Annotated in this window: 22 protein-coding genes; 8 read left to right on the top strand and 14 right to left on the bottom strand. The window is 68.2% G+C overall.

The window, feature by feature from the left end; all coding sequences use genetic code 11:
• Nucleotide 1 precedes the first annotated feature (1 nt).
• The 3 genes from AC1RGU_RS24250 to AC1RGU_RS24240 are packed head-to-tail and all read right to left on the bottom strand — an operon-like array spanning nt 2 to nt 1,561.
• On the bottom strand, nt 2–421 hold the full coding sequence (locus AC1RGU_RS24250; protein ID WP_492698622.1) for a type IV pilus modification PilV family protein: 420 nt from the start codon (nt 419–421) through the stop codon (nt 2–4).
• Nucleotides 422–462: 41 nt separating this feature from the next.
• Nucleotides 463–1,074 (bottom strand): GspH/FimT family pseudopilin, encoded by a 612-nt coding sequence (locus AC1RGU_RS24245; RefSeq protein ID WP_062475297.1) that lies wholly within the window; start codon nt 1,072–1,074, stop codon nt 463–465.
• Nucleotides 1,075–1,081: 7 nt separating this feature from the next.
• Complete coding sequence (locus AC1RGU_RS24240) at nt 1,082–1,561, bottom strand: type IV pilin protein (protein WP_492698432.1); 480 nt, start codon at nt 1,559–1,561, stop codon at nt 1,082–1,084.
• 155 nt (nt 1,562–1,716) lie between these two features.
• Between AC1RGU_RS24240 and AC1RGU_RS24235 the strand changes: the two genes are divergently transcribed.
• Nucleotides 1,717–3,447: a PglL family O-oligosaccharyltransferase gene (locus AC1RGU_RS24235; RefSeq protein ID WP_492698430.1), complete on the top strand. Its 1,731-nt coding sequence runs from the start codon at nt 1,717–1,719 to the stop codon at nt 3,445–3,447.
• Between the two features lie 10 nt (nt 3,448–3,457).
• Here the strand turns inward: AC1RGU_RS24235 and moaC are convergent, their stop codons facing one another.
• Nucleotides 3,458–3,946, bottom strand: coding sequence for a cyclic pyranopterin monophosphate synthase MoaC (gene moaC / locus AC1RGU_RS24230; protein ID WP_062475294.1), 489 nt, complete (start codon nt 3,944–3,946; stop codon nt 3,458–3,460).
• A gap of 54 nt (nt 3,947–4,000) precedes the next feature.
• Here moaC and AC1RGU_RS24225 point away from each other — a divergent pair, with 54 nt between their 5' ends.
• Complete coding sequence (locus AC1RGU_RS24225; protein WP_492698428.1) at nt 4,001–5,572, top strand: M48 family metalloprotease; 1,572 nt, start codon at nt 4,001–4,003, stop codon at nt 5,570–5,572.
• 21 nt (nt 5,573–5,593) lie between these two features.
• Here AC1RGU_RS24225 and AC1RGU_RS24220 read toward each other — a convergent pair whose 3' ends face one another.
• The 3 genes from AC1RGU_RS24220 to AC1RGU_RS24210 all read right to left on the bottom strand — a co-directional run bounded on the left by AC1RGU_RS24220 (nt 5,594) and on the right by AC1RGU_RS24210 (nt 7,339).
• Nucleotides 5,594–5,950: a phage holin family protein gene (locus tag AC1RGU_RS24220; RefSeq protein WP_095747298.1), complete on the bottom strand. Its 357-nt coding sequence runs from the start codon at nt 5,948–5,950 to the stop codon at nt 5,594–5,596.
• A gap of 103 nt (nt 5,951–6,053) precedes the next feature.
• The gene (locus AC1RGU_RS24215) at nt 6,054–6,518 is read right to left on the bottom strand and encodes a hypothetical protein (RefSeq protein WP_070063278.1); all 465 of its coding nucleotides are present in this window, start codon (nt 6,516–6,518) and stop codon (nt 6,054–6,056) included.
• Nucleotides 6,519–6,604: 86 nt separating this feature from the next.
• Nucleotides 6,605–7,339 carry a TerC family protein gene (locus AC1RGU_RS24210; RefSeq protein WP_062475282.1) on the bottom strand — a complete coding sequence of 245 codons (735 nt, stop codon included), beginning with the start codon at nt 7,337–7,339 and terminating at the stop codon, nt 6,605–6,607.
• 507 nt (nt 7,340–7,846) lie between these two features.
• Between AC1RGU_RS24210 and AC1RGU_RS24205 the strand changes: the two genes are divergently transcribed.
• Complete coding sequence (locus tag AC1RGU_RS24205; RefSeq protein ID WP_095950450.1) at nt 7,847–8,311, top strand: DUF3717 domain-containing protein; 465 nt, start codon at nt 7,847–7,849, stop codon at nt 8,309–8,311.
• A gap of 2 nt (nt 8,312–8,313) precedes the next feature.
• Complete coding sequence (locus tag AC1RGU_RS24200) at nt 8,314–8,619, top strand: putative signal transducing protein (RefSeq protein WP_492698426.1); 306 nt, start codon at nt 8,314–8,316, stop codon at nt 8,617–8,619.
• A gap of 13 nt (nt 8,620–8,632) precedes the next feature.
• Here the strand turns inward: AC1RGU_RS24200 and AC1RGU_RS24195 are convergent, their stop codons facing one another.
• The 4 genes from AC1RGU_RS24195 to purB form a co-directional block, all read right to left on the bottom strand.
• Nucleotides 8,633–9,193 (bottom strand): YaeQ family protein, encoded by a 561-nt coding sequence (locus AC1RGU_RS24195; RefSeq protein WP_095950452.1) that lies wholly within the window; start codon nt 9,191–9,193, stop codon nt 8,633–8,635.
• A gap of 34 nt (nt 9,194–9,227) precedes the next feature.
• Nucleotides 9,228–11,378 carry a TonB-dependent receptor family protein gene (locus tag AC1RGU_RS24190; protein WP_492698424.1) on the bottom strand — a complete coding sequence of 717 codons (2,151 nt, stop codon included), beginning with the start codon at nt 11,376–11,378 and terminating at the stop codon, nt 9,228–9,230.
• A gap of 56 nt (nt 11,379–11,434) precedes the next feature.
• Complete coding sequence (locus tag AC1RGU_RS24185; protein ID WP_492698422.1) at nt 11,435–12,559, bottom strand: PepSY-associated TM helix domain-containing protein; 1,125 nt, start codon at nt 12,557–12,559, stop codon at nt 11,435–11,437.
• Between the two features lie 143 nt (nt 12,560–12,702).
• The gene (gene purB / locus AC1RGU_RS24180; RefSeq protein WP_095950454.1) at nt 12,703–14,082 is read right to left on the bottom strand and encodes an adenylosuccinate lyase; all 1,380 of its coding nucleotides are present in this window, start codon (nt 14,080–14,082) and stop codon (nt 12,703–12,705) included.
• 119 nt (nt 14,083–14,201) lie between these two features.
• On the opposite strand from purB, the gene AC1RGU_RS24175 reads away from it, so the two are divergent.
• Nucleotides 14,202–14,813, top strand: a complete 612-nt coding sequence (locus AC1RGU_RS24175; RefSeq protein ID WP_062475264.1) for a glutathione S-transferase N-terminal domain-containing protein — start codon at nt 14,202–14,204, stop codon at nt 14,811–14,813.
• A gap of 330 nt (nt 14,814–15,143) precedes the next feature.
• Here AC1RGU_RS24175 and AC1RGU_RS24170 read toward each other — a convergent pair whose 3' ends face one another.
• Nucleotides 15,144–15,773, bottom strand: coding sequence for a glutathione peroxidase (locus AC1RGU_RS24170; RefSeq protein ID WP_070063272.1), 630 nt, complete (start codon nt 15,771–15,773; stop codon nt 15,144–15,146).
• Between the two features lie 129 nt (nt 15,774–15,902).
• Here AC1RGU_RS24170 and AC1RGU_RS24165 point away from each other — a divergent pair, with 129 nt between their 5' ends.
• From AC1RGU_RS24165 to AC1RGU_RS24155, 3 genes are all read left to right on the top strand, one after another.
• Nucleotides 15,903–16,760: a ferritin family protein gene (locus AC1RGU_RS24165; protein WP_062475258.1), complete on the top strand. Its 858-nt coding sequence runs from the start codon at nt 15,903–15,905 to the stop codon at nt 16,758–16,760.
• A 99-nt stretch (nt 16,761–16,859) separates the two neighbouring features.
• Nucleotides 16,860–17,750, top strand: a complete 891-nt coding sequence (locus AC1RGU_RS24160; protein WP_447748306.1) for an RNA polymerase sigma-70 factor — start codon at nt 16,860–16,862, stop codon at nt 17,748–17,750.
• Between the two features lie 108 nt (nt 17,751–17,858).
• Entirely contained in the window at nt 17,859–18,326 is a 468-nt protein-coding gene (locus AC1RGU_RS24155; protein ID WP_062475252.1) for a carboxymuconolactone decarboxylase family protein, read from the top strand.
• A gap of 3 nt (nt 18,327–18,329) precedes the next feature.
• On the opposite strand, the gene AC1RGU_RS24150 is transcribed toward AC1RGU_RS24155, so the two are convergent.
• Both AC1RGU_RS24150 and glnE read right to left on the bottom strand, forming a co-directional pair.
• Nucleotides 18,330–19,445 (bottom strand): septal ring lytic transglycosylase RlpA family protein, encoded by a 1,116-nt coding sequence (locus AC1RGU_RS24150; protein ID WP_492698419.1) that lies wholly within the window; start codon nt 19,443–19,445, stop codon nt 18,330–18,332.
• Nucleotides 19,438–22,233, bottom strand: coding sequence for a bifunctional [glutamate--ammonia ligase]-adenylyl-L-tyrosine phosphorylase/[glutamate--ammonia-ligase] adenylyltransferase (gene glnE / locus AC1RGU_RS24145; protein WP_492698417.1), 2,796 nt, complete (start codon nt 22,231–22,233; stop codon nt 19,438–19,440). Before glnE ends, AC1RGU_RS24150 begins: the two co-directional genes overlap by 8 nt.
• Between the last annotated feature and the right edge of the window lie 6 nt (nt 22,234–22,239).

Genomic DNA, 22,239 nt, shown 5'->3' with positions numbered 1-22,239 from the left:
CTCAGTTCGCAGCCTTGGCGACGGTGGTGTGGGTGACGTACTGATGTGTTTCACCACCCGGCATCGTCCAGCTGATGGTGACGGCGACATCGCCAGAGGTCGCATTGACCGTGACTGCACCGGTCCCACCAGGCAGGCTGCTGCCGACTTTGCTCTGCCATTCGCTGCATCGAGCTTGGGAGGCGCAGCCGGCGCCGTCATAGCTCGCGAGATTGGCAAGATCGGACCACATGCGTCCGTTCAGTTCGCTGGCCAGGTAAGCGGCATCGGCGCGCACCTTGGAAGCGGTTTGGGCGCGTGTCATCGATGCCTGCAGGCCTACCAAGCCGAGCACGCCGAGCATGAAGATCAGCAATGCCACGAGCACTTCGATCAAGGCGATGCCTCGAGCGTGCCGTGCTTGGCGGGACGTGCACCGCATCGGGCGAAGCCGGTCGGTCGCACGCACGCGATTCATTCGATTCAGCATTTACGGGGATCCTTTGCCGCGCTGTCGACGATGGCCGGCTCGCACATGCGCACCGAGCCGGAGGGCGAGACAACGATGCGCAACGCTCGGGCGCCAGTGGTGGTCCCGGTCACGTCAATCTGGCCAATGGCGTCGGTGTTGGCAACGCGTCCGAATCCGTTGAATGTGACGCGCGTGCCCTCGGTCGAGCCGTCAGCGGATTGCACGGCCGCCACTGAGACTCGTCCCCCACTGTCCCCGGATGCGCGTCCTGTGACGATCATGGGGGAGCTGTTCGTGGACGGCGCATCTGCGCAATGTCCGACCGGCGAGTTCACGCTCACAATCCAGGCGCCGCTGGCGCCCGAGAGAGAACAGTCATCGCTCAGTACGGCAGGGTCGTTGAGCGACACCAACCACAGCGACACGCTCTGATTGCGCCGCACAGCTTCGCCGCGCGCCAGTTGGAGCCCGTTTTGCAGCGAATCGGCAACGTTGCGGATGCGGGTGTTCTCCAGCCATGAGCCGATGCTCGGCATCGCAGCGAAGAGGATCAGCGCCAGCACCGCGATGGTGACGACCAATTCGACCAGTGTGAAGCCGCGTTGACGCACGGTGATCGGCATGGTTCGATCAGCAGGCATTGGCGCTGGTAAGCCAGCACGGTTGCGTCACGGTGCTGCCCTTGAATTGGGTGGTGACTCGGTCGCCGTTCTGGTTGATGGTGTACGTATGGCCGACCGCCCGTCCCGCGCTGCCTGTGGCAGTGATGACATAGTTCTGCTGGCTGGCGGACGTCGAGCAGGTGTAGCCGAAGTACTTGGCACCGGAAGGCGTAAAGGCGGCCGCCGCGTTGGCGGCGCAATTGGTTCCCGAGGGCCCGTAGTTCCGGTTGTCCTGGTAGTACTGCTCCATCGTCGCCCGATAGGCGGAAAGCGTATTGAACGCCTCAGGCAGTTGCCCGCGTCGAACGTAGTCGTTGTAGCTCGGGAGCGCGATGGCAGCCAGGATGCCGATGACGGCCACGACGATCATGACCTCGATGAGCGTGAAACCCTGCAAACTGCGGCGCCGCACGGCTGCTACTTTCACGGCGAATTGTTGTCTGGTCATCGAACAGGCCTCTCGGCTGCCGCTGCGGTGGCCGAGCGACAGGCAATGGTGATTTAGGATTGTTATAGAGTGTCGATAACTGTTTCTAAATGCAAATCCACTCATCCGCCGCGCGCTGCCACTCATCGGCGATGGCGGGTTGGCATGATGGGTCGATGAATCGCCTTGACGCGTCCTTGCCGGCGCCTCCTCTGCACACGCCTTTACGGCTTGCTGAATTCGTCTGTGCCGGCCTCGTGGCCTGGCCGTTTCTTTCCCCGCTGGTGGGCGGCCCTTCGATCAATGTCTGGCAGCAACTGATGTCATGGGGCTGTGTTGCGGGGCTGCTTGCGATGGCGCCGTCCGCCTTTCCCTCGAGGAGACTGCGCGCCGGGCTGGCGGTGATGGCGTTTTTCGTCGTGTTGTCCGCAGCCGTGGGTACCGGAGCCACGCTCTTGCTACCGACCTTGGGCGCTTTGGCGGGGATTGCCACAGCAGCTTGTCTCGGCGCAGGAGTGGCGCAGCAGCGCGGGCCGCTGGGTCACGCGTTGGCCGTCGGGCTGCTCGCCGCCGGTCTGCTCAGCGCCCTCCTGGGCCTGCTCCAGTACTACGGTGTCACTGAGTTCCTTGGTGCGTTGACCTCGTCGCCCACTTCCGGCCGCGGCTGGGGCAACCTCCGCCAGCCCAACCAGTTCGCCACGTTGATCAGTCTGACGCTGGTCGCGGCGCTGTGGTGGCACGCCACATCGCGGTCACCGCGCATCCGCCGGCTGTTCGTTCCCGCCGGCGGGCTTCTGGTAGCGGCCCTTGTGGCCTCGGGATCACGCACCGGCTTCCTGCAGTTGCTGCTGATCGCCATCGGTACCGCTGCCATGGCGTGGCGGGAGCGTCGCCGGGCGCCGCGGCACTCCGGCCCGGCGGACTTTCGCCTGCCAGCCCCCCCGCTCCTGCTCGCCGCCATCCCGTTGTACGCCGCCCTGCACTGGCTGATGCCGTACCTGGCCAGCGGAGGCGATGTCGGCCATGCAGCAACCGCCGGCACCGGCATGCTCCACCGCCTCCAACCCGCCATCGTCACCACCGACAGCCGTGTCGTCCTCTGGCAGAACGTCCTGTCCCTCATCGCCCAGCGCCCCCTCACCGGCTGGGGCTGGGGCGAACTCAGCTTCGCGCACTTCGCCACGCTGTACAGCGGCCCGCGTTTCCCCGTGATCCTCGACAACGCCCACAACCTGCCGCTGCACCTCGCGGTCGAGCTGGGCATTCCGGTGGCGCTGCTCATCTGCGGCGGATTTCTCTGGATGGTGGGGGCGGCAAAGCCGTGGCGCGAGCGCGATCCCTTGCGGCTGATGGCGTGGGGCCTGCTCGGCGTCATCCTGTTGCACAGCCTGCTCGAGTACCCGCTCTGGTATGGCCCGTTCCAGCTGGTGTTCGGCCTGTGCCTCGGCATCCTGTGGCCGGCATCGTCCAAGCGCCCGGAAGCGCGCGGCAGAAAGCTCGCCGCGTTCGCAGCCGCCGCGGCCTGGGTCGTCGTCATTGGCTACGCCGCCTGGGACTACACCCGCATCAGCCAGATCTACCTGCCGCGCGACGCCCGCATGCCGGCCTACCGCGACGACACGCTCGCCAAGCTCCAGGGCTCGTGGCTGTTCTCACGCCAGGTGGACTTCGCCGAGGTGACGCTGACGACGGTCACACCGGCGAATGCCGCGCACATGCACGAACTGGCCGGGCGCGTGCTGCACTTTTCGCCCGAGCCGCGTGTCATCGTGAAGCTGATCGAAAGCGCCGAGCTGCTGGGGCGCGATGCAGAAGCGCACGCGCTGGCCGAGCGCTTCCGTGTAGCGTTTCCAGCCGCGTTCGCCCGCTGGCTGGACAACCGCCCGGACGACGCACCCGAGCTATAGCCGCTGGATTTCAGCCCGCCGTCGCGACGTAGCTGCCCGACTTCCCGCCGTGCTTCTCCAGCACATGCACGTCGGTGATCCGCATCCCGCGGTCCACGGCCTTGCACATGTCGTAGATGGTGAGCAGCGCGACCTGCACGGCGGTCAGGGCTTCCATTTCCACGCCGGTCGGGCCGACGGTCTCGACGGTCGCGGTGCAGGCCACCTGCGGCGCCTGGCCGCCCTCGGCGAGCGCGAAGGCCACGGCCACGCGGGTCAGCGCCAGCGGGTGGCACAACGGGATCAGGTCGCTGGTCTTCTTGGCCGCCTGGATGCCGGCGATGCGCGCGATGCCCAGCACGTCGCCCTTCTTGGCGGTGCCCGATTCGATCAGCGCCAGCGTCGCGGGCTGCATCTCGATGCGGCCGGTGGCCACGGCCACGCGGTGGGTCGCGGGCTTGGCCGCCACGTCGACCATGTGGGCCTGGCCCTGGGCGTCAAAATGGGTGAGGGTGCTCATCGGTGAACGTTCGTTTTGAAGATGCATCATACGAGCCCGAGCCACAGACGAGGAATGCCGCGCTTGACTCCCTCTCCCCACAAGAAAACCCGCCCGACGCCCCTCCGGCATGCGGTGTGCGCTACCTTTTTGATAGCTTCCCAGGTGCTGCTGCCGGCCCCCGCGCTGGCGCAGGTGCAGCAGATCCTGCCGGGCCTCGGTGACGGCGGCGAGATGACGGCCAGCGCCGAGCGCCGGCTGGGCGACCAGATCGTGCGCGAGCTGTACCGCGACACCGACTACATCGACGACCCGGTGATCGCCGCCTACGTGCAGGACATCTGGCAGCGGCTGCTGGCCGCTGCGCGCTCGCGCGGCGAGCTCACGCCCGAGCTCGACGAGCGTTTCGCCTGGACCATCCTGCTGGGGCGCGACCGCAACATCAACGCCTTCGCGCTGCCGGGCGGCTACCTCGGGCTGAACCTGGGGCTGCTGGCCGCGGTCGGCAGCCGCGACGAGCTGGCGACGGTGCTCGGGCACGAGCTGTCGCACGTCACGCAGCGCCACATCTCGCGCATCATGAGCAAGCAGGGCAAGCAGATGCCCTTGATGATCGCCGGCCTGATCCTCGGGATGATCGCGGCCAGCAAGAGCCGCAACTCCGACGCCGGCCAGGCCGTGATCATGGGCAGCCAGGCGCTGTTCATGCAGAACCAGCTGAGCTTCTCGCGCGACATGGAGCGCGAGGCCGACCGCATCGGTTTCGGCGTGATGACGCAGGCGGGCTTTGCGCCGCAGGGCGCCGCGGCGATGTTCGAGAAGCTGCAGTACGCCTCGCGCCTGAACGACAACGGCTCGTACCCGTACTTGCGCAGCCACCCGCTGACGACCGAGCGCATCTCGGACATGCAGGGCCGGTTCCAGTTCCGTGCCGAAGCGGCACCGCCGATGGTGCCGCTGGTCATGGACCACGCCATGGTCGCCTCGCGCGCTCGCGTGCTGACGCGCCCGGGCGTCGACGTGCTGCGGCTGTGGGTCAATGCCGCGTCGAGCGGCGAGTTCGCGGGCAGTTCTCCGGCCCAGCAGGCGGGCACGCTCTACGCGGCGGCGATGGCGGCCAAGGAGCTGCGCGATTTCAAGGCGGCGCGCGCATTGGCCGAGCGGCTCGTGGCCCGCACGGCCGACGATGCGGCCGCAAGCAAGCAGGCGCGCTGGCTGCAGGCCGAGATCGAACTCGCGGCCGGTGGCGCTTCTCGTGCGGCGGCATTGCTCGACGCCAAGTCGAAGGAGCGGCCCGAGATGATCCTCGCAGCCGAAGCCGCGATCGCCCAGCGCCAGCCCGCGCCGATGGTGCCCGTGCTGCGCGACTGGGTGGCCGTTCATCCGCGGGACGCCACGGCCTGGCGCACGCTGGCCAATCTGTACGGGGCGCAGAACGACACGCTGCGCGCCATTCGCGCCGATGCCGAGGCCAACGTGGCGATCCTCGACTACCCGGCGGCGCGCGACCGCTTCAAGGCGGCGCAGGAGCTGGTCCGCAAGTCGGGTGCGCCCATCGACCACTACGAGGCATCGATCATCGACACGCGCGCACGCGCCGTCGACGTGCTGGTCAAGCAGCAGGCCGAGGAGCCGCCGCTGAAGTAGTGACGCGTCGAGGGGCGGCGTTCAGCGCCGGGAGGACAGCAGCCCGCCCAGTGCGCTTTCGATGAGCAGCCCGAGCAGCGAGTAGATCAGCGAGCCCAGCAGCGCGGCGAGGAAGCCGTTCACATGGAAGCCGCCGAGCAGGCCCGAGGCGGCCCAGAACAGCAGGGCGTTGATCACGAACAGGAACAGCCCGAGCGTGACGATGGTGACCGGCAGCGTCAGGATCACCAGCACGGGCCGCACGACCATGTTGAGCAGGCCGATCACGGCCGCCGCGAGCAGCGCCGAACCGAAACTCTGGACCTGGACGCCGCTGTAGAGGTAGGCGACCGCGAGCAGCGCGACGGCGCTGAGCAGCCATTTGAGGAGGATGCGCATGCGCCGCAGGATACCCCACGGGCCCGCACAAAAGAACAAGCCCCGCTGCGTTGCCGCAGCGGGGCTTGTGTCGGTTCGGGAGGGCGTGCGGCCCTGATCAGGCTTACTCGGCCAGCTCGTTGGCCAGCACCAGCAGCGCGCCCATGCCCATCACGGCGCCGGGAAAGGCCCAGCCCGATTGCTTGGCCGGGGTCTGGTCGGGCGTGACCGGTTCCAGGTCGACGCCGATCTTCGGGCGGCGCGCATCGACCACGTGGGTGGCCGCGTGCTCGCGCTTGAGTTGCTGCGTCAGGTCGGTCAGTGGGCCCTTGGCCAGGACCGCCGTCACCTGGCCGCCGTTGCGTTCGAGCAGCGGCAGCATCTGCGCCTGCACCTTGCTGAACCACTTGGCGCGCCAGTTCTCGCGCGCGCTGTGGCTCACCCACTTGCTGATCCGGTGTGTCATGCGCGGCGCGCAGGCCACGAGCACCCAATGGCGCGCCACGACGTTGTCGGCATCCGGCGCCAGTTCGGCGAACTGCTCGCTGGCATAGACGGCGTCGTCGACGTAAAGAATGATCTTTTCCATGAGTGCTCTCCTTTGATAGTTAGAGTGACAGAGACCGGATTGATGCAAGAAGTTTCAGTGCGGGGCGTTTATCGTTCAACGAACGCTCAGTGGGCCGGGGTGGCGGGGGCCGGCTTGCGCGAAGCCACCCATTTGCCGATCGCCAGCACCAGCAGCGCACCGATGATGCCGGCGGCGTACTTGATGGTGTCGGTCTGCGGCACCTTCGGCACCCAGGTCCAGTTGGCGGGGTTCGCCAGGGCCGGGTCGGACACGGCCATCGTGCCGGCGATCCAGCCCAGCAGCATGCCGCCCAGCGTGATGATCATCGGGAAGCGGTCCATCAGCTTGATGACCAGTTGGCTGCCCCAGACGATGATCGGGATGCTCACGAGCAGGCCGAAGATCACCAGCGGCATCTGGTGGCCGTCGCCCGCGCCTTGTGCGGCACCGGCGATGGCGATCACGTTGTCCACGCTCATGACCAGGTCGGCCACGATCACGGTCTTCACGGCGCCCCAGAGGCGGTCGCTGCCGGCGATGTTGCCGTGCGCGTCGTCATGGTCGGGGGCCAGCAGTTTCACGCCGATCCACAGCAGCAGGATCGCGCCCACCAGCTTCAGGAACGGAATCGCGAGCAGCGTGAGCGCGAAGAAGATCAGGATCACGCGCAGCACGATGGCGCCGGCGGTACCCCACAGGATGCCCTGGGTGCGTTGCGCGGGCGGCAGCTTGCGGCAGGCCAGCGCGATGACGACGGCGTTGTCGCCGCCCAAAAGAATGTCGATCATGATGATCTGACCGACCGCGACCCAGAATTCCGGGGCCATGAACTGTTCCATAGATTCCTCTTTGTCTTGGCGCCACGCCCGCAGCTCCCTGATGGGGACCACGACGGGCAGCGGCATGCCGATGCGTTTCGATTCACCCTGCGCGGGTGCGGTCGAAAGCGGGGGAGCGAAGGCCGGGTGACACCGGGGACTTGCGAACGCTTCGACCAAACCTGCGCAGGTTCAAATCGAAGGTCTCGCTCGACAACAGCAAGCGCGCCGACCTGCGTCCGCGCGTGTGTCGCCCGACAGGCCGGAAGTGTTGTGCTTCGTATTGACGACCTGACGATTCACGCTGCCCGGGGACAGCGATCGGGAGCTACTCCCCTTCGTGGGCGGGATTAGAGCATTGAAGACCGCGCCGAGGCAACCAAAAGTTTTCTTTACATTTAAGGGCAAAGGTCCGGAGGGGCGCATGCAGTGGGCATTTGATGCTCCATTTTTGGGAGCGCCTATGGCCCTAAGAGGTGGCGGGACATTGCGGGACTATGATCGCCGCTCGCTGTTTTTTCACTCTCCATGGCCGCCATCCACATCACCGACATCGAGGCCGCCATCAACCACTGGCGCGAGAAGTCTCCCTCGCCCGACGGCATCACGCTGGCACCCGAGCTGCGCGCGCTGGCCGAGGTCTACGCGCTCATGGTCTTCCACCACGAAGACGAGGTCGACGAGGTCGGCTTTCCCGCCAAGGCCTGGGCTGCCTGGCTCGACTGGTACCACAGCACGCCCGACACGCCCTGCATCGCGATCTGCTCGACCAGCCAGGGCGACGACGAGTGCAAGGGCTGCGGACGCACCTTCGACGAGGTGCAGTACTGGCCGGCCATGACGCCGGTCGAGAAGCGCGTCACCTGGCGCCGCATCACCATGGAAGACTCGGCCTGGCGCTTCAACCGCTATGCCGAACGCGCACGCGAAGCCGAGCCGACTGCCGCGCAGCCCGAGTTCGACCCGGACGACGAGAAAAACTGGGCCCCCTGACCATGCGCCGCCTCGCGCAAGCCCCCAACCTCGCGATCGCGACCGTGTGGGCGCACGCCTTGTGCGAGGAGGGCGTGGCCGCCACCGTGCAGCGCGAATTCCTCGGCGCGGTCATGGGCCAGCTGCCGCCCGACCAGTGCCTGCCCGAGATATGGATCGACGACGAATCGCAGTACGAACTCGCGCGGCGCCTGCTGCACGAACTGCAGAACCGCCCGCAACGCAGCTGGCTGTGCGTGTGCGGCGAGCAGGTCGAAGGCGGCTTCGAGCAGTGCTGGCAGTGCGGCGAGATGATGCCGGCGGCCTAGCCGCCCGGGCTCGTTACTTCCAGCGCAGCAGCTCGACGTCGATGCTGTTCACGCCGTCGCCCAGCGTCAGCGTGCTTTCCTGGATCGTCGCCTGCAGCTGCATGCTGCGCTGCGCCAGCCTGGCGAGCGCCTGCGAGGCCTCGGTCGGCACGCGGTAGACCTTCAGGTTCTGCGGCCGCGTGAGCTTGCTCTCGATGCCGCGCCACCAGATCTCGGCCGCGTGGTTGAAGCAGTAGACGATCACCTCGTCCGCCTTGCCGCAGGCCTTGATGATGGGCTTGTCTTCCGGCTGGCCGACCTCGATCCAGATCTTGGTCTGACCCGTGAAGTCGCGCAGCCACACGTCGGGCTCCTCGACGTTCGACAGGCCCGCGCCGAAGGCCAGCGTGCCGTCGCCGTTGCAGATGTCCTGCAGCTGGTGCGCGTTGAGCGCGAGCGCGACCAGCCGGATCATCATCCGCTCGTCGGTCTCGCTGGGGTGGCGCGCCAGGGTCAGCGCATGGTCGGCGTAGTAGCCGTGGTCGATGTCGGCCACCGCGAGGGTGGCCTTGAAGATGGTGGATTTGAGAGCCATGGGTGCGCGAGTGTATGCGCGCGCCCCTTCGGCCTCAGAACGCCAGCGACGCCTGCAGGTACAGCGTGCGCGGCTGGCCCACGTACTTGCCGCCGTTGTTGTCGACCGAACGGTTGTAGTAGCGGCGGTCGAACAGGTTCTTCACGCCCACGGCCAGCTTCAGGTGGCTCAGCGACGGGCCGAAGTCGTAGGCGGCGCGCAGGTTCACCGTGCCGTAGCCCGGGATGTCGCCCAGCCGCCCGCTCGCGTCTTCCACGGTGATGTACTTCGCGCCGTCGTCCGGCGAGCCCGGCGAACGCTGCTTGGATTGCGCGTAGAGGTCGGCGTTGAGCGTCCACGGCCCGCGCTCGTAGCGTGCGCCGAGCGTCGCGACATGGCGCGAGTAGAACGGCAGGTCGCGCCCCGCGAACACGCCCGCCTTCGAGGTGGCCTGCGTGTACGTGTAGGTGCCCGACACCGACAGCCCCTTGAGCGCGTCGCTCAGGCTGCCCAGGTCGTAGCGCAGCGCCGACTCCAGCCCGCGGTGGCGCGTGGCGCCCAGGTCGGTCCACTGGCCGACGTCGCCGGTGATGGAGCGCGCCAGCTGCAGCTCCTTGTCGAAGTTGATGTTGAACAGCGTCAGCTCGCCGCTCCAGGATTCGCCCTTGTACTTGGTGCCGATCTCGTAGGTCTTGGCCTTTTCGGGGTGCAGGCTGGTGGTCGACTGCGCGAGCTGGGCGTACTGCTGCGGCCCGAACGACACGCCGGCATTGGCGAACAGCGTCCAGCGCTCGCTCATGCGGTAGAGCACCGACAGCGTGGGCAGCACCTCGTTGGAATCGATCTTCGGGTAGATCGCGTTGGTGATGCGGTTGTTGGCCACCGTGAACACGTCGTTGTGCGAGCGGAAGGATTCGTAGCGCACGCCGGGCGTGACCGTCCAGTTGCCGAAATCGATGCGGTCGTCGATGTAGAACGCGTGCGCGGTCGTGCCGCCCTTGCTGGTCTGGTAGGCGGGCTGCGCGAGCGCGTAGGCGTCGAAGCCCGGCGCCGGCCGGTAGTAGCTGCTGCGCGTGGCCACCTCGGAGGCCTCTTCCTTCAGGTAGCGCGCGCCGATGCTGATTTCCTGCACCACGCTGCCCGAGTCGATCAGGCGCGAGTAGCGGGGCTCGAAGGCGTAAGTCTTGTAGTTGCGCGGCGCGGTGGTCAGGCGGCGCCGGTTGGCGTTGGCGCCCGTGCCTTCCTGCTCGAGGTAGCTGCTGCGGTACGAGTCCGTGTAGTAGGTCAGCATCTCGAACTTGTTCACGCCGTCGTTGTGCGTGTACTTGAGCGAGCCGTCGGTGCGGCGGCCCGTGAACTCGTCGTAGGGGCGGTCCGACTGGAACGGGTTGGCCGCGAACTGCGCCGTCGTCAGGCCGCCGGGCATGCGCCCCTTGCCTTCGAAGTGGTGCAGCGAGATCGCGATGTCGTCGGTCTTCGAGAGGCGGTAGGCGCCCTTGAGCATCAGGTCGTCGATGCGGGTCTTGTCGTTGCTCTGGCGAAAGCCGTCCCCGTGCGTACCCGAATAAAGCAGTGCCAGCCCCAGGCCGTTCTCGTTGGTGCCGCCGATGAACAGGCTGGGCGTGGTCTTGGTGCCGCCGCCGTGGCTGGCGCTCTCGACGCCCACGCCGATTTCGCCTGCGAACTGCTTGGGGATCGAGCGCGTCACGAAGTTGATGATGCCGCCCACGTTCTGGGGGCCGTAGCGCACCGAGCCCGCGCCGCGCACCACGTCGACGGCCTCGAGGCTGCCCAGCGACACCGGGGCCAGCGACAGCTGCGGCTGGCCGTAGGGCGCGTAGGCCAGCGGCACGCCGTCCAGCAATACGGTCGAGCGCGGCGACAGCCGCGAGGTCAGGCCGCGCACGCCCACGTTGAGCGAGATGTCGCTGCCGCCGGTGCCGTTGCTCTCCTGCACCTGCACGCCGGGCACCTGGCGCAGCACGTCGCGCACGCTGGCCGAGCCGCTTTCCTGGATCTGCTGGCGCTCCACGATGCTGCGCGCGCCGGCGTGCTCGAGCACCTTGGTCTCGGTGGGCGTGCCGAGCCAGTCGCCGGTGACGGTGATGGCCTCGAGCGACTTCGACGGCTCGGCGTCGGCCGCGAAGCTGTGCAGGCTCAGGGGCAGCAGGGCCAGGGCGATGGCGGTCTTTTTGTGCGGGAACAAGGGGAGTCCTCCTCGATGTATTTGTGATGGATGAAGGGATGGGATGTGTGCGTCGTTCAGGGCGCCGCGCCGCGGGACAGCGCCTGGCTGCGCGCGGCCGCAGCCACGGCGCGCCGGCGCCACCAGAGCCACACGCCGCTCAGGCCGAGGCCGGCCAGCGCCAGGCCCAGCAGCGCGGTGACCGCCTGGTGCACCACGCCGCCGAGCACGCCGGTGTGCAGCGGGTAGATCACGACCACCGCGCCGTTGCCGGTGTCCATGTCCTGCCAGCGGCGCACGCCGAGCAGCTCGCCCGTGACCGGATGCACCCACACCGAGCCGATGCCGTTCGGGTGCGGGTCGTCGGCGAGCCGGAAGCGCACGCGCAGCGGCCGGTCCGATCGGCCGGGCACCTGCACGTAGCCGATGGGCTGGCCGGGGAACACGGCTTGCGCGCGGGCGACGAGGTCGTCGAGCTGCAGGCGCGGGCCGGTGGCGGTGCCCTTGGGCACCCCGGGCGCCTTGGCAGGTGTTTGCCCGAGCGCGGTCGAGATGAAGCCGCCCAGCGGTCGCCAGGCCATGTAGGCGCCGGTGAAGACCGACACCGCGATCAGCAGCCCGAGCACGGCGCCGCCGGTGCGGTGCAGGTCGAACAGCCCGCGCAGCAGGCCGCGGTCCAGCACGATGCGCAGCGAGGGCGGCCAGCGCGCCGGCCACCACAGCACCACGCCGGTGACCAGCAGGAACAGGTAGGCCAGCGCGGCGATGGCGAGGATGCCCTTGCCCGTGTCTTCCAGCAGCAGGCTGCTGTGCAGCTCGAACAGCAGGTTGTAGGCGCCTTCGTGTGTGCCGCGGCGGCCCTGCTCGGCGCCGGTGGCGGGGTCGAGGTAGAGCGTGCCGTCCCACGGGCCGCGCACCAGCACCCAGAGCGTGTCGCCGGGCTGGCGCGGCGGGCGCAGCGTGAAGTTGGTGTCGGGGCCGAACTCGGCGAGCAGGCGCTGGCGCAGGGGCTCCAGCGGCGCCGGAGCCGCGTTGCCGTGACTGCGCGCAGTGAAGAGCTCAGGATGCGCTGCGCGGTCGAGCGGCAGCGCCACCACCAGCAGGGCGCCCAGGAGCGCCGTGAGGGCGAGCAGCGGCCCGAGCGTGAGGCCGATCCATCGGTGGAGCGTGAGCCAGAGGCGTCTCAGTGGGGCGCGCCGCATGAACAACGGGGACGTCGGGGCGTCCCGTCAGGGTTGTCGGCTGGCGTGCCCTGCACAGGGCACGTTGGCTGGGAGGTATCGATGAGCGAACGAAGCGCACCGGCCGTGGGCAACACGGGCCGGCGGATCGTCGCGGGGGAAGCCTAAATTCTACGGGCCAGTTCGGCCGCCTTGCCGGTGTAGCTGGCGGGCGTCATGGCCAGGAGGCGGGTCTTCTCTTCCTCGGGAATGGCCAGCGAGCGGATCAGCCCGTGCAGCGCCTCGGCCGTCACGGTCTTGCCGCGCGTGACTTCCTTGAGCTGCTCGTAGGCGCCCTGCACGCCGAAGCGGCGCATCACGGTCTGGATCGGCTCGGCCAGCACTTCCCACGAGGCCTCAAGGTCGTCGGCCAGCGCTTCCTGGTTGATCTCGAGCTTGCCCAGGCCGGTGGCCAGGCTCGCGTAGGCCAGCGTGGCGTAGCCGAAGGCCACGCCGATGTTGCGCAGCACCGTGCTGTCGGTCAGGTCGCGCTGCCAGCGGCTGATGGGCAGCTTCTCGCTCAGGTGGCGCAGCACCGCGTTGGCCAGGCCCAGGTTGCCTTCGGCGTTCTCGAAGTCGATCGGGTTGACCTTGTGCGGCATGGTCGAGGAGCCGATCTCGCCCTTCTTCAGGCGCTGCTTGAAGTAGCCCAGGCTCACATAGCCCCAGATGTCGCGCGAGAAGTCGACCAGGATGGTGTTGACGCGCGCCACGGCGTCGAACAGCTCGGCCATGTAGTCGTGCGGCTCGATCTGGATGCTGTACGGCTGGAAGCTCAGGCCCAGGCCCAGCGGCGCGGGCGTCTCGACGACCTTGCGGCTGAAGGCTTCCCAGTCGAACTCGGGCCAGGCGGCCAGGTGGGCGTTGTAGTTGCCCACGGCGCCGTTCATCTTGCCCAGCAGCTGCACGGCGGCGATTTGCGCGCGGGCCTTGGTCAGGCGCACCGCCACGTTGGCGATTTCCTTGCCCACGGTGGTCGGGCTGGCGGTCTGGCCGTGCGTGCGCGAGAGCATCGACACGTCGGCGAACTGGTGCGCCATCTCGCGCAGCTTGGCGATCAGGCCGTCAATGGCCGGCAGCACCACGGTGTCGCGCGCGGCCTGGATCTGCAGGGCGTGGCTGGTGTTGTTGATGTCTTCGCTGGTGCATGCGAAGTGCACGAACTCGGCGGCGGCCAGCAGCTCGGGGCGGGCCTCGAACTTCGACTTGATCCAGTATTCGACGGCCTTCACGTCGTGGTTGGTGGTCTTCTCGATGTCCTTGATGGCCAGCGCGTCGGCCTCGGAAAAGTGCGACACCAGCCCCATCAGGTACTTGCGGGCGCCGCCCGTGAGGGGCTTGAACTCGGCAAAGCCGCAGTCGGACAGCGCAATGAACCAGGCCACCTCCACCTGCACGCGACGGTGCATATAGCCCTGTTCGCTCATCAGCGGGCGCAAGGCCGCGAGTTTGGCCGCATAGCGGCCGTCAAGGGGGGAGAGGGCGGAGACGGTGGAAAAGCTCATGCCCGAATTTTAGGCGGCTGCCGGGTGGCCGCGCCGCGGAGGAATTCGGGCGCCGTCTTTTTCCCTTCACCTAAAATGCCTGCGAACAAACGTTAACAAGCGATGGGGAGAGAGCCTTCATGAAACTGATCGGATCCGCCGCCAGCCCGTATGTGCGCAAGGTGCGCGTGGTGCTGGCCGAAAAGCGGCTCGACTACCAGTTCGTGATCGAAGACGTCTGGTCCGCAGACACCACGATCGCCCATTCGAACCCGCTGGGCAAGGTGCCGTGCCTGATCATGGAAGGCGGCGAGGCGATGTTCGACTCGCGCGTCATCGTCGAATACATCGACACCCTGTCGCCCGTGGGCAAGCTCATTCCGCAGCAAAGCCGCGAGCGCGCCGAGGTCAAGACCTGGGAAGCGCTGGCCGACGGCGTCATGGACGCCGGCGTGCTCTGGCGCCTCGAAGCCACCTGGACCGGCCGCGCCGACGCCGAGCGCAGCGCCGCCTGGATCGAGCGCCAGCGGGCCAAGGTGCAGGCCGGCGTGGCCGCCATGGCCAAGGGCCTGGGCGACAAGCCCTTCTGCAGCGGCATCCACCTGAGCCTGTCCGACATCGCGGTCGGCTGCGCGCTGGGCTGGCTGGGGCTGCGGTTTCCCGAGATCGACTGGCGCGGCGACCACGCCAACCTGGCCAAGTTGTACGACAAGCTCATGCTGCGGCCGAGCTTCATCGACACCCAGCCCTGAAACGACAAAGCGCCCCGCGGGGCGCTTTTTTCTTGGGGCCGTTCGGGCCACCGCATGCGGGAAGGCCGAGGGGGCGCTGCGTCATCGCGGGCCCCGCTGTCGGCGGGAAGACAAAAATGCTGCGAGGCGCCCCGACACGAAGGAGGGAGGGAGGGAGGAGGAGAAGAATCGCCTCGGGATTTCAACCGGACGGCAGGCGCCCGGAAGACCTCGCAACATGAAAACCTGTGGGCCTTGGCCGCCCACGCTCAAGTATGAGCGCGGTGCCGCCGCACGGTTCCCGTTCGAGTGGTAAACGTTTGTGACTCAAAGTTCACATTGCAGGGCCGGTCAGTCGCCGCTGGGGCCGAGCTGTTTCTCGATCACCTGGATGAAGCCGTTCTCGTCGGGCGCCGTCATGCTCGACCACGCCTGCACCACCTTGCCGTCGCGCCCGATCAGGTACTTGTAGAAGTTCCACTTCGGCGTCGTGCCCGAGGCCTGCGCAAGCTGCTTGAACAGCGGGTTGGCGTCGGTGCCGCGCACCGACGACTTGGCGAACATCGGGAATTTCACGCCGAAGGTGCTTTCGCAGAAATCGGCGATTTCCTTGTTGGAGCCCGATTCCTGGGAGAAATCGTTCGACGGGAAGCCCAGCACCACCAGGCCGCGGGCGCGGTACTTCATGTCCAGCGCCTCCAGCCCCTTGTACTGCGGGGTGAAGCCGCAAAAACTGGCCGTGTTGACCACCAGGACCACTTTTCCGGAGTACTGGCACAGGTTCTGGGGCTTTTCATCCTGCAGCCGCGGGAAGCTGTGTTGCAGGATCGCCGGGCACCCGGCGGCGCCGCCCACCGCGGGCGCGGCAGGGGCGGCGGGGGCCGTCTGGGCACCCGCCGACAGGGCGGCGGACAGGCCCGCCACGAGGGAAAAGGCCGTGGCGCAACGTCGCAGCATCGACAATCGGGCGGGGGTTCGCATGACGGGCTCCTGGATCGAAAAGGGGGGTGTGCATCTATGGCGCGGGCGCGCGCGTAAGCACATCATCGCGCGTCTGTCACGGGCGCGCCAAACGGCCCGACTAAAATCGGCGGCCATTGAAAGACTTTGATGCTCTACCCGGAACTCTTCAGACAACTCGAATCCGTCCGCTGGGACATGGACAAGGACATCCCCTGGCAGTCGTTCGACGCTTCCTTGCTGACTGAAGAGCAGGCGCAGACCATCAAGATGAATGCCATCACCGAGTGGTCGGCGCTGCCGGCCACCGAGATGTTCCTGCGCGACAACCGGCACGATAGCGACTTTTCGGCGTTCATGTCGATCTGGTTCTTCGAAGAGCAGAAGCACTCGCTGGTGCTCATGGAGTACCTGAAGCGCTTCAGCCCGCAGCACGCGCCCACCGAACAGGAGCTGCACGAGGTGCGCTTCGACTTCGACCCGGCGCCCCCGCTCGAAACCCTCATGCTGCACTTCTGCGGCGAGATCCGCCTGAACCACTGGTACCGCCGTGCCGCCCAGTGGCACACCGAGCCGGTCATCAAGCACATCTACACCACGCTGAGCCAGGACGAAGCCCGCCACGGCGGTGCCTACCTGCGCTACATGAAGCGCGCCATGGAAAAGTTCGGCGACGAAGCCCGCGCCGCCTTCACCAAGGTCGGCGTGCTCATGGCCAGCGCGCGCCGCACCGCCCAGGCGCTGCACCCGACCAACCTGCACGTGAACAAGGCGCTGTTCCCGAACGACACCATCCAGAGCCGCATGCCCGATCCCGACTGGCTCGAGCACTGGCTGGACAAGCAGATCAAGTTCGACGCCGGCTGGGAAACCAAGGTCGGCGAGCGCATCCTGCACAACCTGAGCCTGCTGATGAACCGCAGCTTCAAGACCGTGCAGGAGCTGAACCGCTACCGCAAGGAAGTCTCGGCCACGCTGGGCCCCAAGCCCGAATACCAGGGCGCCTGAGCCGCCCCCAGGACCTCGATGAAACCGCCCCGCATGCCGGGGCGATTTTTTTTGGCCGCCGGCTGTCACAGCCCGCCGGCCTCGAACGTCTAATCGGGCATGGACGACCCGACCCTCACCTTCGACAGCCACCGCCGCCGCCTCCAGGGCATCGCCTACCGCATGCTCGGCTCCGTCGCCGAGGCCGAAGAGGTGGTGCAGGACGCCTGGCTGCGCTGGCACGAGGCCGACAAGGCCAGTTTCGACAGCGCCGAAGCCTGGCTCGTGACCGTCGTCACGCGCCTGTCGATCGACCGGCTGCGCAGCGCCAAGGTCCAGCGCGAGCACTACATCGGCCCGTGGATGCCCGAGCCCACCCTCACCGGGTCGCCCGACACGCCCGAGGAAACGCTAGCGCGCGTCGACAACATCTCCGTCGCCTTCCTGGCCGTGCTCGAGCGCCTGGCGCCCGAGGCGCGCGCCGCTTTTCTCATGCGCGAGGTGTTCGACGCCGACTACGACGAGATCGCCCAGACCCTGGGCAAGAGCGAGGCCGCCTGTCGCCAGCTGGTGCACCGCGCCAAGGCCCAGGTGCAGGAGGCCCGCCCGCGCTTCCAGGTCTCGCGCGAGACCCACCAGCGCCTGCTGCGCGCCTTTGCCGACGCCGCCGCGCGCGGCAGCATGCAGGACCTGAAGGCGCTGATGGCCGAAGACGTCGAACTCATCGGCGACGGCGGTGGCAAGGTGCAGACCTTCAGCAAGATCCTGCGCGGCAGCCAGCGGCTGGCGCAGCTGTACTTCTCGCTCTGGCGCCGCATGGGCGCCGGCGTGCGCATGGAGCTGGTCGAGCTCAACGGCGAGCCCGGGATGCTGCGCTTTCTGGACGGCGAACTCGAATCGGCCCAGACCTTCGAGATCGAGGGCGAGCGCATCGTGCGCATCCGCGCCCAGCGCAACCCCGACAAGCTGGCGCGCATCGCCCAGCTGTTCGCGGCCAAACGGGGCGCCTGAAGAAAAAATTCGGACGGCCTGTCACAGGGCCGGTGGCTGGCGCGTCTTCAGGGTGTAGCAAGCAGATTTCGTTCTCTTTCTCTCACCAACCACCCTGGAGTACACACCATGAGCCAAGCCCCCGCCCTCCGTCTCGCCTGGACCAAGTTCGCCCCCAAGTCCTTCCAGGCCATGATCGCCGTCAACGGCAGCTTCGAGTCGAGCACGCTCGGCAAGGTGCTGATCGACCTCGTCTTTGCCCGCGTCTCGCAGATCAACGGCTGCGCCTACTGCCTGGACATGCACGTGCGCGACCTGCGCGTGCAGGGCGAAGACTGGCAGCGCATCAACAGCCTGGCCACCTGGCGCGAGGTGAGCCTGTTCAACGAACGCGAGCGCGCCGCGCTGGACTGGGCCGAAACGCTCACGCGCCTGGCCGACCACCACGCCGATCGCGATGCCGAGTTCGAAGCCCTGAAGGCCGTGTTCAGCGACCAGGAAATCGTCGAGCTCTCGCTCGCCGTGGCGCAGATCAACGCCTGGAACCGCCTCGGCGTGGGCCTGCGTTCGCAGGTTGTGGCGAAGGCGATGCCCTGAGCCTCAGCGCCGCTCGACCACCATCGGCGCGATGCGCAGGTTGTCGCGCAGCTGCGTGACGGCCTCGCCCGCCGCATTGCGCGATGGGAACGGCCCGGCCTGCAGGCGGTGCGTGCCGGCTTCGCTGAACACGCGCAGCTGCGGTGCCAGCGTGGGCAGGCCGCGCGCGGCCTGGCTTCTCAGCGTCTCGGCGCCGTCGCGTTCGCGGAACGCGCCGAGCTGCACCCAGAAACCGGCGGCAGCGGAAGAGGGCGTCGATGGCGCAGATGACGTGGCCGGCGCGGCGAGCGGGGCCAGCGGCGCCAGGTCGGTCACCACCATCGCCTCGCGCGGGCCGGCCGGTGCTTCGGGTTCCGCCGGTGCCGCGGCCATCACCGGCGTCTGCGGTGCCACGGGCATCGTCGCGGCGGGGGCTGCAGCGGCGGTCATCGCGACCGGCGTCACCCAGGCCGACGGCACGGCCACCGGCGCAGCCGCCACCCGGACGGGGGCTGGCGCTGGCGCAGGTGCCGCGGCATAGGCCGTGCCCGCATCGCGGCGCCAGGCGCCAGTGCGGATGTCGTCGTTCGTGATGCGCTCGATCTCCACCGGCGCCACGCCGCGCAGCAGGTCGAGCTTCAGCGCCGCCGTGTAGCTCAGGTCGATCACGCGGCCGTCCACGAAGGGGCCGCGGTCGTTCACGCGCACGATCACCTCGCGCCCGTTGGCCGGGTTGCGCACCCGCACGTAGCTCGGCAGCGGCAGCGTCTTGTGCGCGGCCGTCATGGCGTACATGTCGTAGGGCTCGCCGCTCGCGGTCGAGGCTGCATGGAACTTGCGGCCGTACCACGAGGCGATGCCCGATTCGCGGAACGGCCGGTCGTCGGTGATCGGCACGTAGCCGCGGCCCAGCACCGTGTACGGCTTGCTGGTGCCGCCGCTGCTGCGGATCGCCTCGATGCGGGGTTCGGCGTCGGGCACGCGGTCGAGGTCCGACGGGATGTTGCTGCCGGGGCCGTCGCGGCCACTGGCGACGCCGCCGCCACTGCTGCGCGGTCCGCTGGCGCAGCCGGCCAGCACGAGCGCGGCGGCCAGGGCGCAGGCCGTCAGCGCGCGGGAGGCGAGGGCGCGGTCAGCCAAAGACCGCCTTCCACAAGGCCAGCATGGCGTCGCGTTCGGCGCTCAGGGCGGGCGGCGTGACCTGCGTGGGCTCTTCGTTCAGGCGTGCGGTGTGCTGCACGCGGCGCAGCTCGCGGTAGGCGGTGGCGGCGTTGCGGCCCACGCCTTCGGGCAGCAGCCCGGCCTGTTCGGCACGCAGCAGCAGCGCGATGTTGCCCAGGTTGGGAATCAGCTCGGGGTGTGCGCCCGAGGCCGACAGCACCAGGAACTGCACCGCGAACTCGGCATCCACCATGCCGCCGGGGCTGTGCTTCACGTCGAAGCGGTCGGCCTTCACGGGGCGGGCGCCGCGCAGCTTGTTGCGCATGCCGATGATCTCGGCCTTCAGCGCCTCGCGGTCGCGCGGGGCCACCAGCACGGCTTCGCGCACCTGGTCGAAGCGCGCGCCCAGTTCGGCGCCGTGGTCGGCGCTGCCCAGCACGAAGCGCGCGCGCGTCATGGCCTGGTGTTCCCAGGTCCATGCGGTGTTGCTGCCGCGACCGAGCTGGTACTTTTCGTAGGCCTCGAAGCTGGTGGTGAGCAGGCCCGAGTTGCCGTTGGGCCGCAGTGCGGTGTCGATCTCGAACAGGTCGCCCTCGCGCGTCTTCACCGTGAGCCAGTTGATGAGCTTGCGCACGTAGGCCGCATAGACCTCGCCGGCGCGCTCGTCGTCATCGTCGTAGACGAACACGATGTCCAGGTCGCTGCCGTAGCCCAGCTCTTTGCCGCCCAGTTTCCCGTAGCCGATGATCGCGAACTGCGGCACCTCGCGGTGCCGATTGCGCACGTGCGGCCAGCACCAGCGGGCGGTCACGCGCAGCGTGGTGTCGGCCAGCGCGCTCAGGTCGTCGGCCACCTGCTCGACGGTGATGCGGCCATCGACGTCGCGCGCCAGCGTGCGGAACACCTCGGCGTGGTGGGCGTGGCGCAGCAGGTTCAAGAGGCGCTCTTCGTCGGCCTCGCCGGTGCGGGTGAGCGAGGTGTGGCGCGCTTCGAGCTCGCGTTCGAATTCGTCGGCGATGAAGCGGCCCGAGAGCATCTCGTCGCTCGCGAGCTCGTCGATCACGCCGGGGTGCTGCATGAGGTAGCGCGCCGGCCATTTCGCGGCGCCCAGCAGGCGCAGCAGGCGCTCCTGCACGGCGGGGCGTTCGACCAGCAGCGCCAGGTAGCTCTCGCGGCGCATCAGCGGCTCGATCCAGTCGGCCCAGCGCATGGCGGCATCGACGTGGCGCGGCGTCTGTCCCGCGCCCTCGCCGTCGGGCTCCTTCAGCCACTGGCCGGTGCGTTGCACCAGCTGGCGCAGGCGGCCCCGGGTTTCCTCGCGCAGGGCGAGCACGCGCGGCGTCTCGCACCAGTCGCGGATGCGCTCGGCGAACATGGGCGGCAGGTCGTCGAGCAGGTCGGCCAGGTCGGCGGGCGCGGCGGCCTTCTTGCCGTTGCACTTGCCGTTGCAGGGCTTTTCGCCGCCCAGCAGCTTGTCGAACTCCTGGGCCACGAATTCGCGGTGCGTGTCGAGCTGTTCGAGGAAGGGGCAGCAGTCGGCATAGCCCATCGACTGCGCGATCCAGCGCAGGTCGTCGTCGTTGACCGGCAGCACGTGGGTCTGCTGGTCGTCCAGGTACTGGATGCGGTGCTCGACGCGGCGCAGGAACTCGTAGGCCGCGGCCAGCGTGTCGGCCGTGTCCTGCGGCATGAGGTTGGCGCGCGCCAGCCGCTGCAGCGCGTCGAGCGTGGGGCGCGTGCGCAGCTCGGGGAACTGGCCGCCGCGCACCACCTGCAGCAGCTGCACGGTGAATTCGATTTCGCGGATACCGCCGCGCGAGAGCTTCACGTCGTTGGCGCGCTCGGGGCGTCCGGCGCTGCGGCGCGCCGACTGCTCACGGATCTGGCGGTGCAGGATGCGCAGCGAGTCGAACACGCTGTAGTCGAGGTAGCGGCGGAACACGAAGGGCAGCACCACGTTGCGCAGCGCCTGGGCCTGGCCGTCGAGCACCACGGCGCGCGGCGCGACCACGCGGCTCTTCATCCAGGCAAAGCGCTCCCATTCGCGGCCCTGCACCTGGAAATACTCTTCCAGCGCGTCGAGCGAGACCACGCTCGGCCCCGAGTTGCCGTTGGGCCGCAGCGCCAGGTCGACGCGGAACACGAAGCCGTGCTCGGTCACGTCGCCCACCAGCGCATAGATGCGCTTCACGGCCCGCGCGAAGTACTCCTGGTTGGACAGCTTGCCGCGCCCGTCGGCATCGCCGGCCGTGTCGCCGTCGACGTCGTACAGGTAGATGAGGTCGATGTCGCTGGACACATTGAGCTCGCGCGCGCCGAGCTTGCCCATGCCGATCACCCACAGCTGCGAGCGCTGGCCTTCGGGGCCGAGCGGCGCGCCGTGCTGGGCGTCGAGTTCATGGCAGGCGTCTTGGCAGGCGATGTCCAGGGCCAGTTCGGCCAGCTCGGTCACGGCGGTGGTCACCACCGCGAGCGGGGCCTGCTGGTCGCAGTCGAGTGTGACCAGACGTTCCATCGTGAGCTGGCGCACGATGCGCAACGCATCGCCCACGGCCACGCCGCGTGCGCGCAGGGCGTCGTAGGCGACGGTCATCGATTCGCGCCGGGGCTCGCCGGGCGGCAGCAATTCGAGCTCGGCCGCATAGCGGCGGCGCAGCCGCTGGACGAATCGGGAACTGGAAGAAAACGCGGGAGGCGTCGGATTGGATGGCAACTGATTCACACTGGTGTGGGTTGGCGCGGAACCCGGCTCAAGGCTGGCGGTCATAATTCC

The organism is Variovorax sp. GW823-FHT02B07, assembly GCF_058797695.1.
This window is presented reverse-complemented; position numbering and strand designations above follow the sequence as displayed.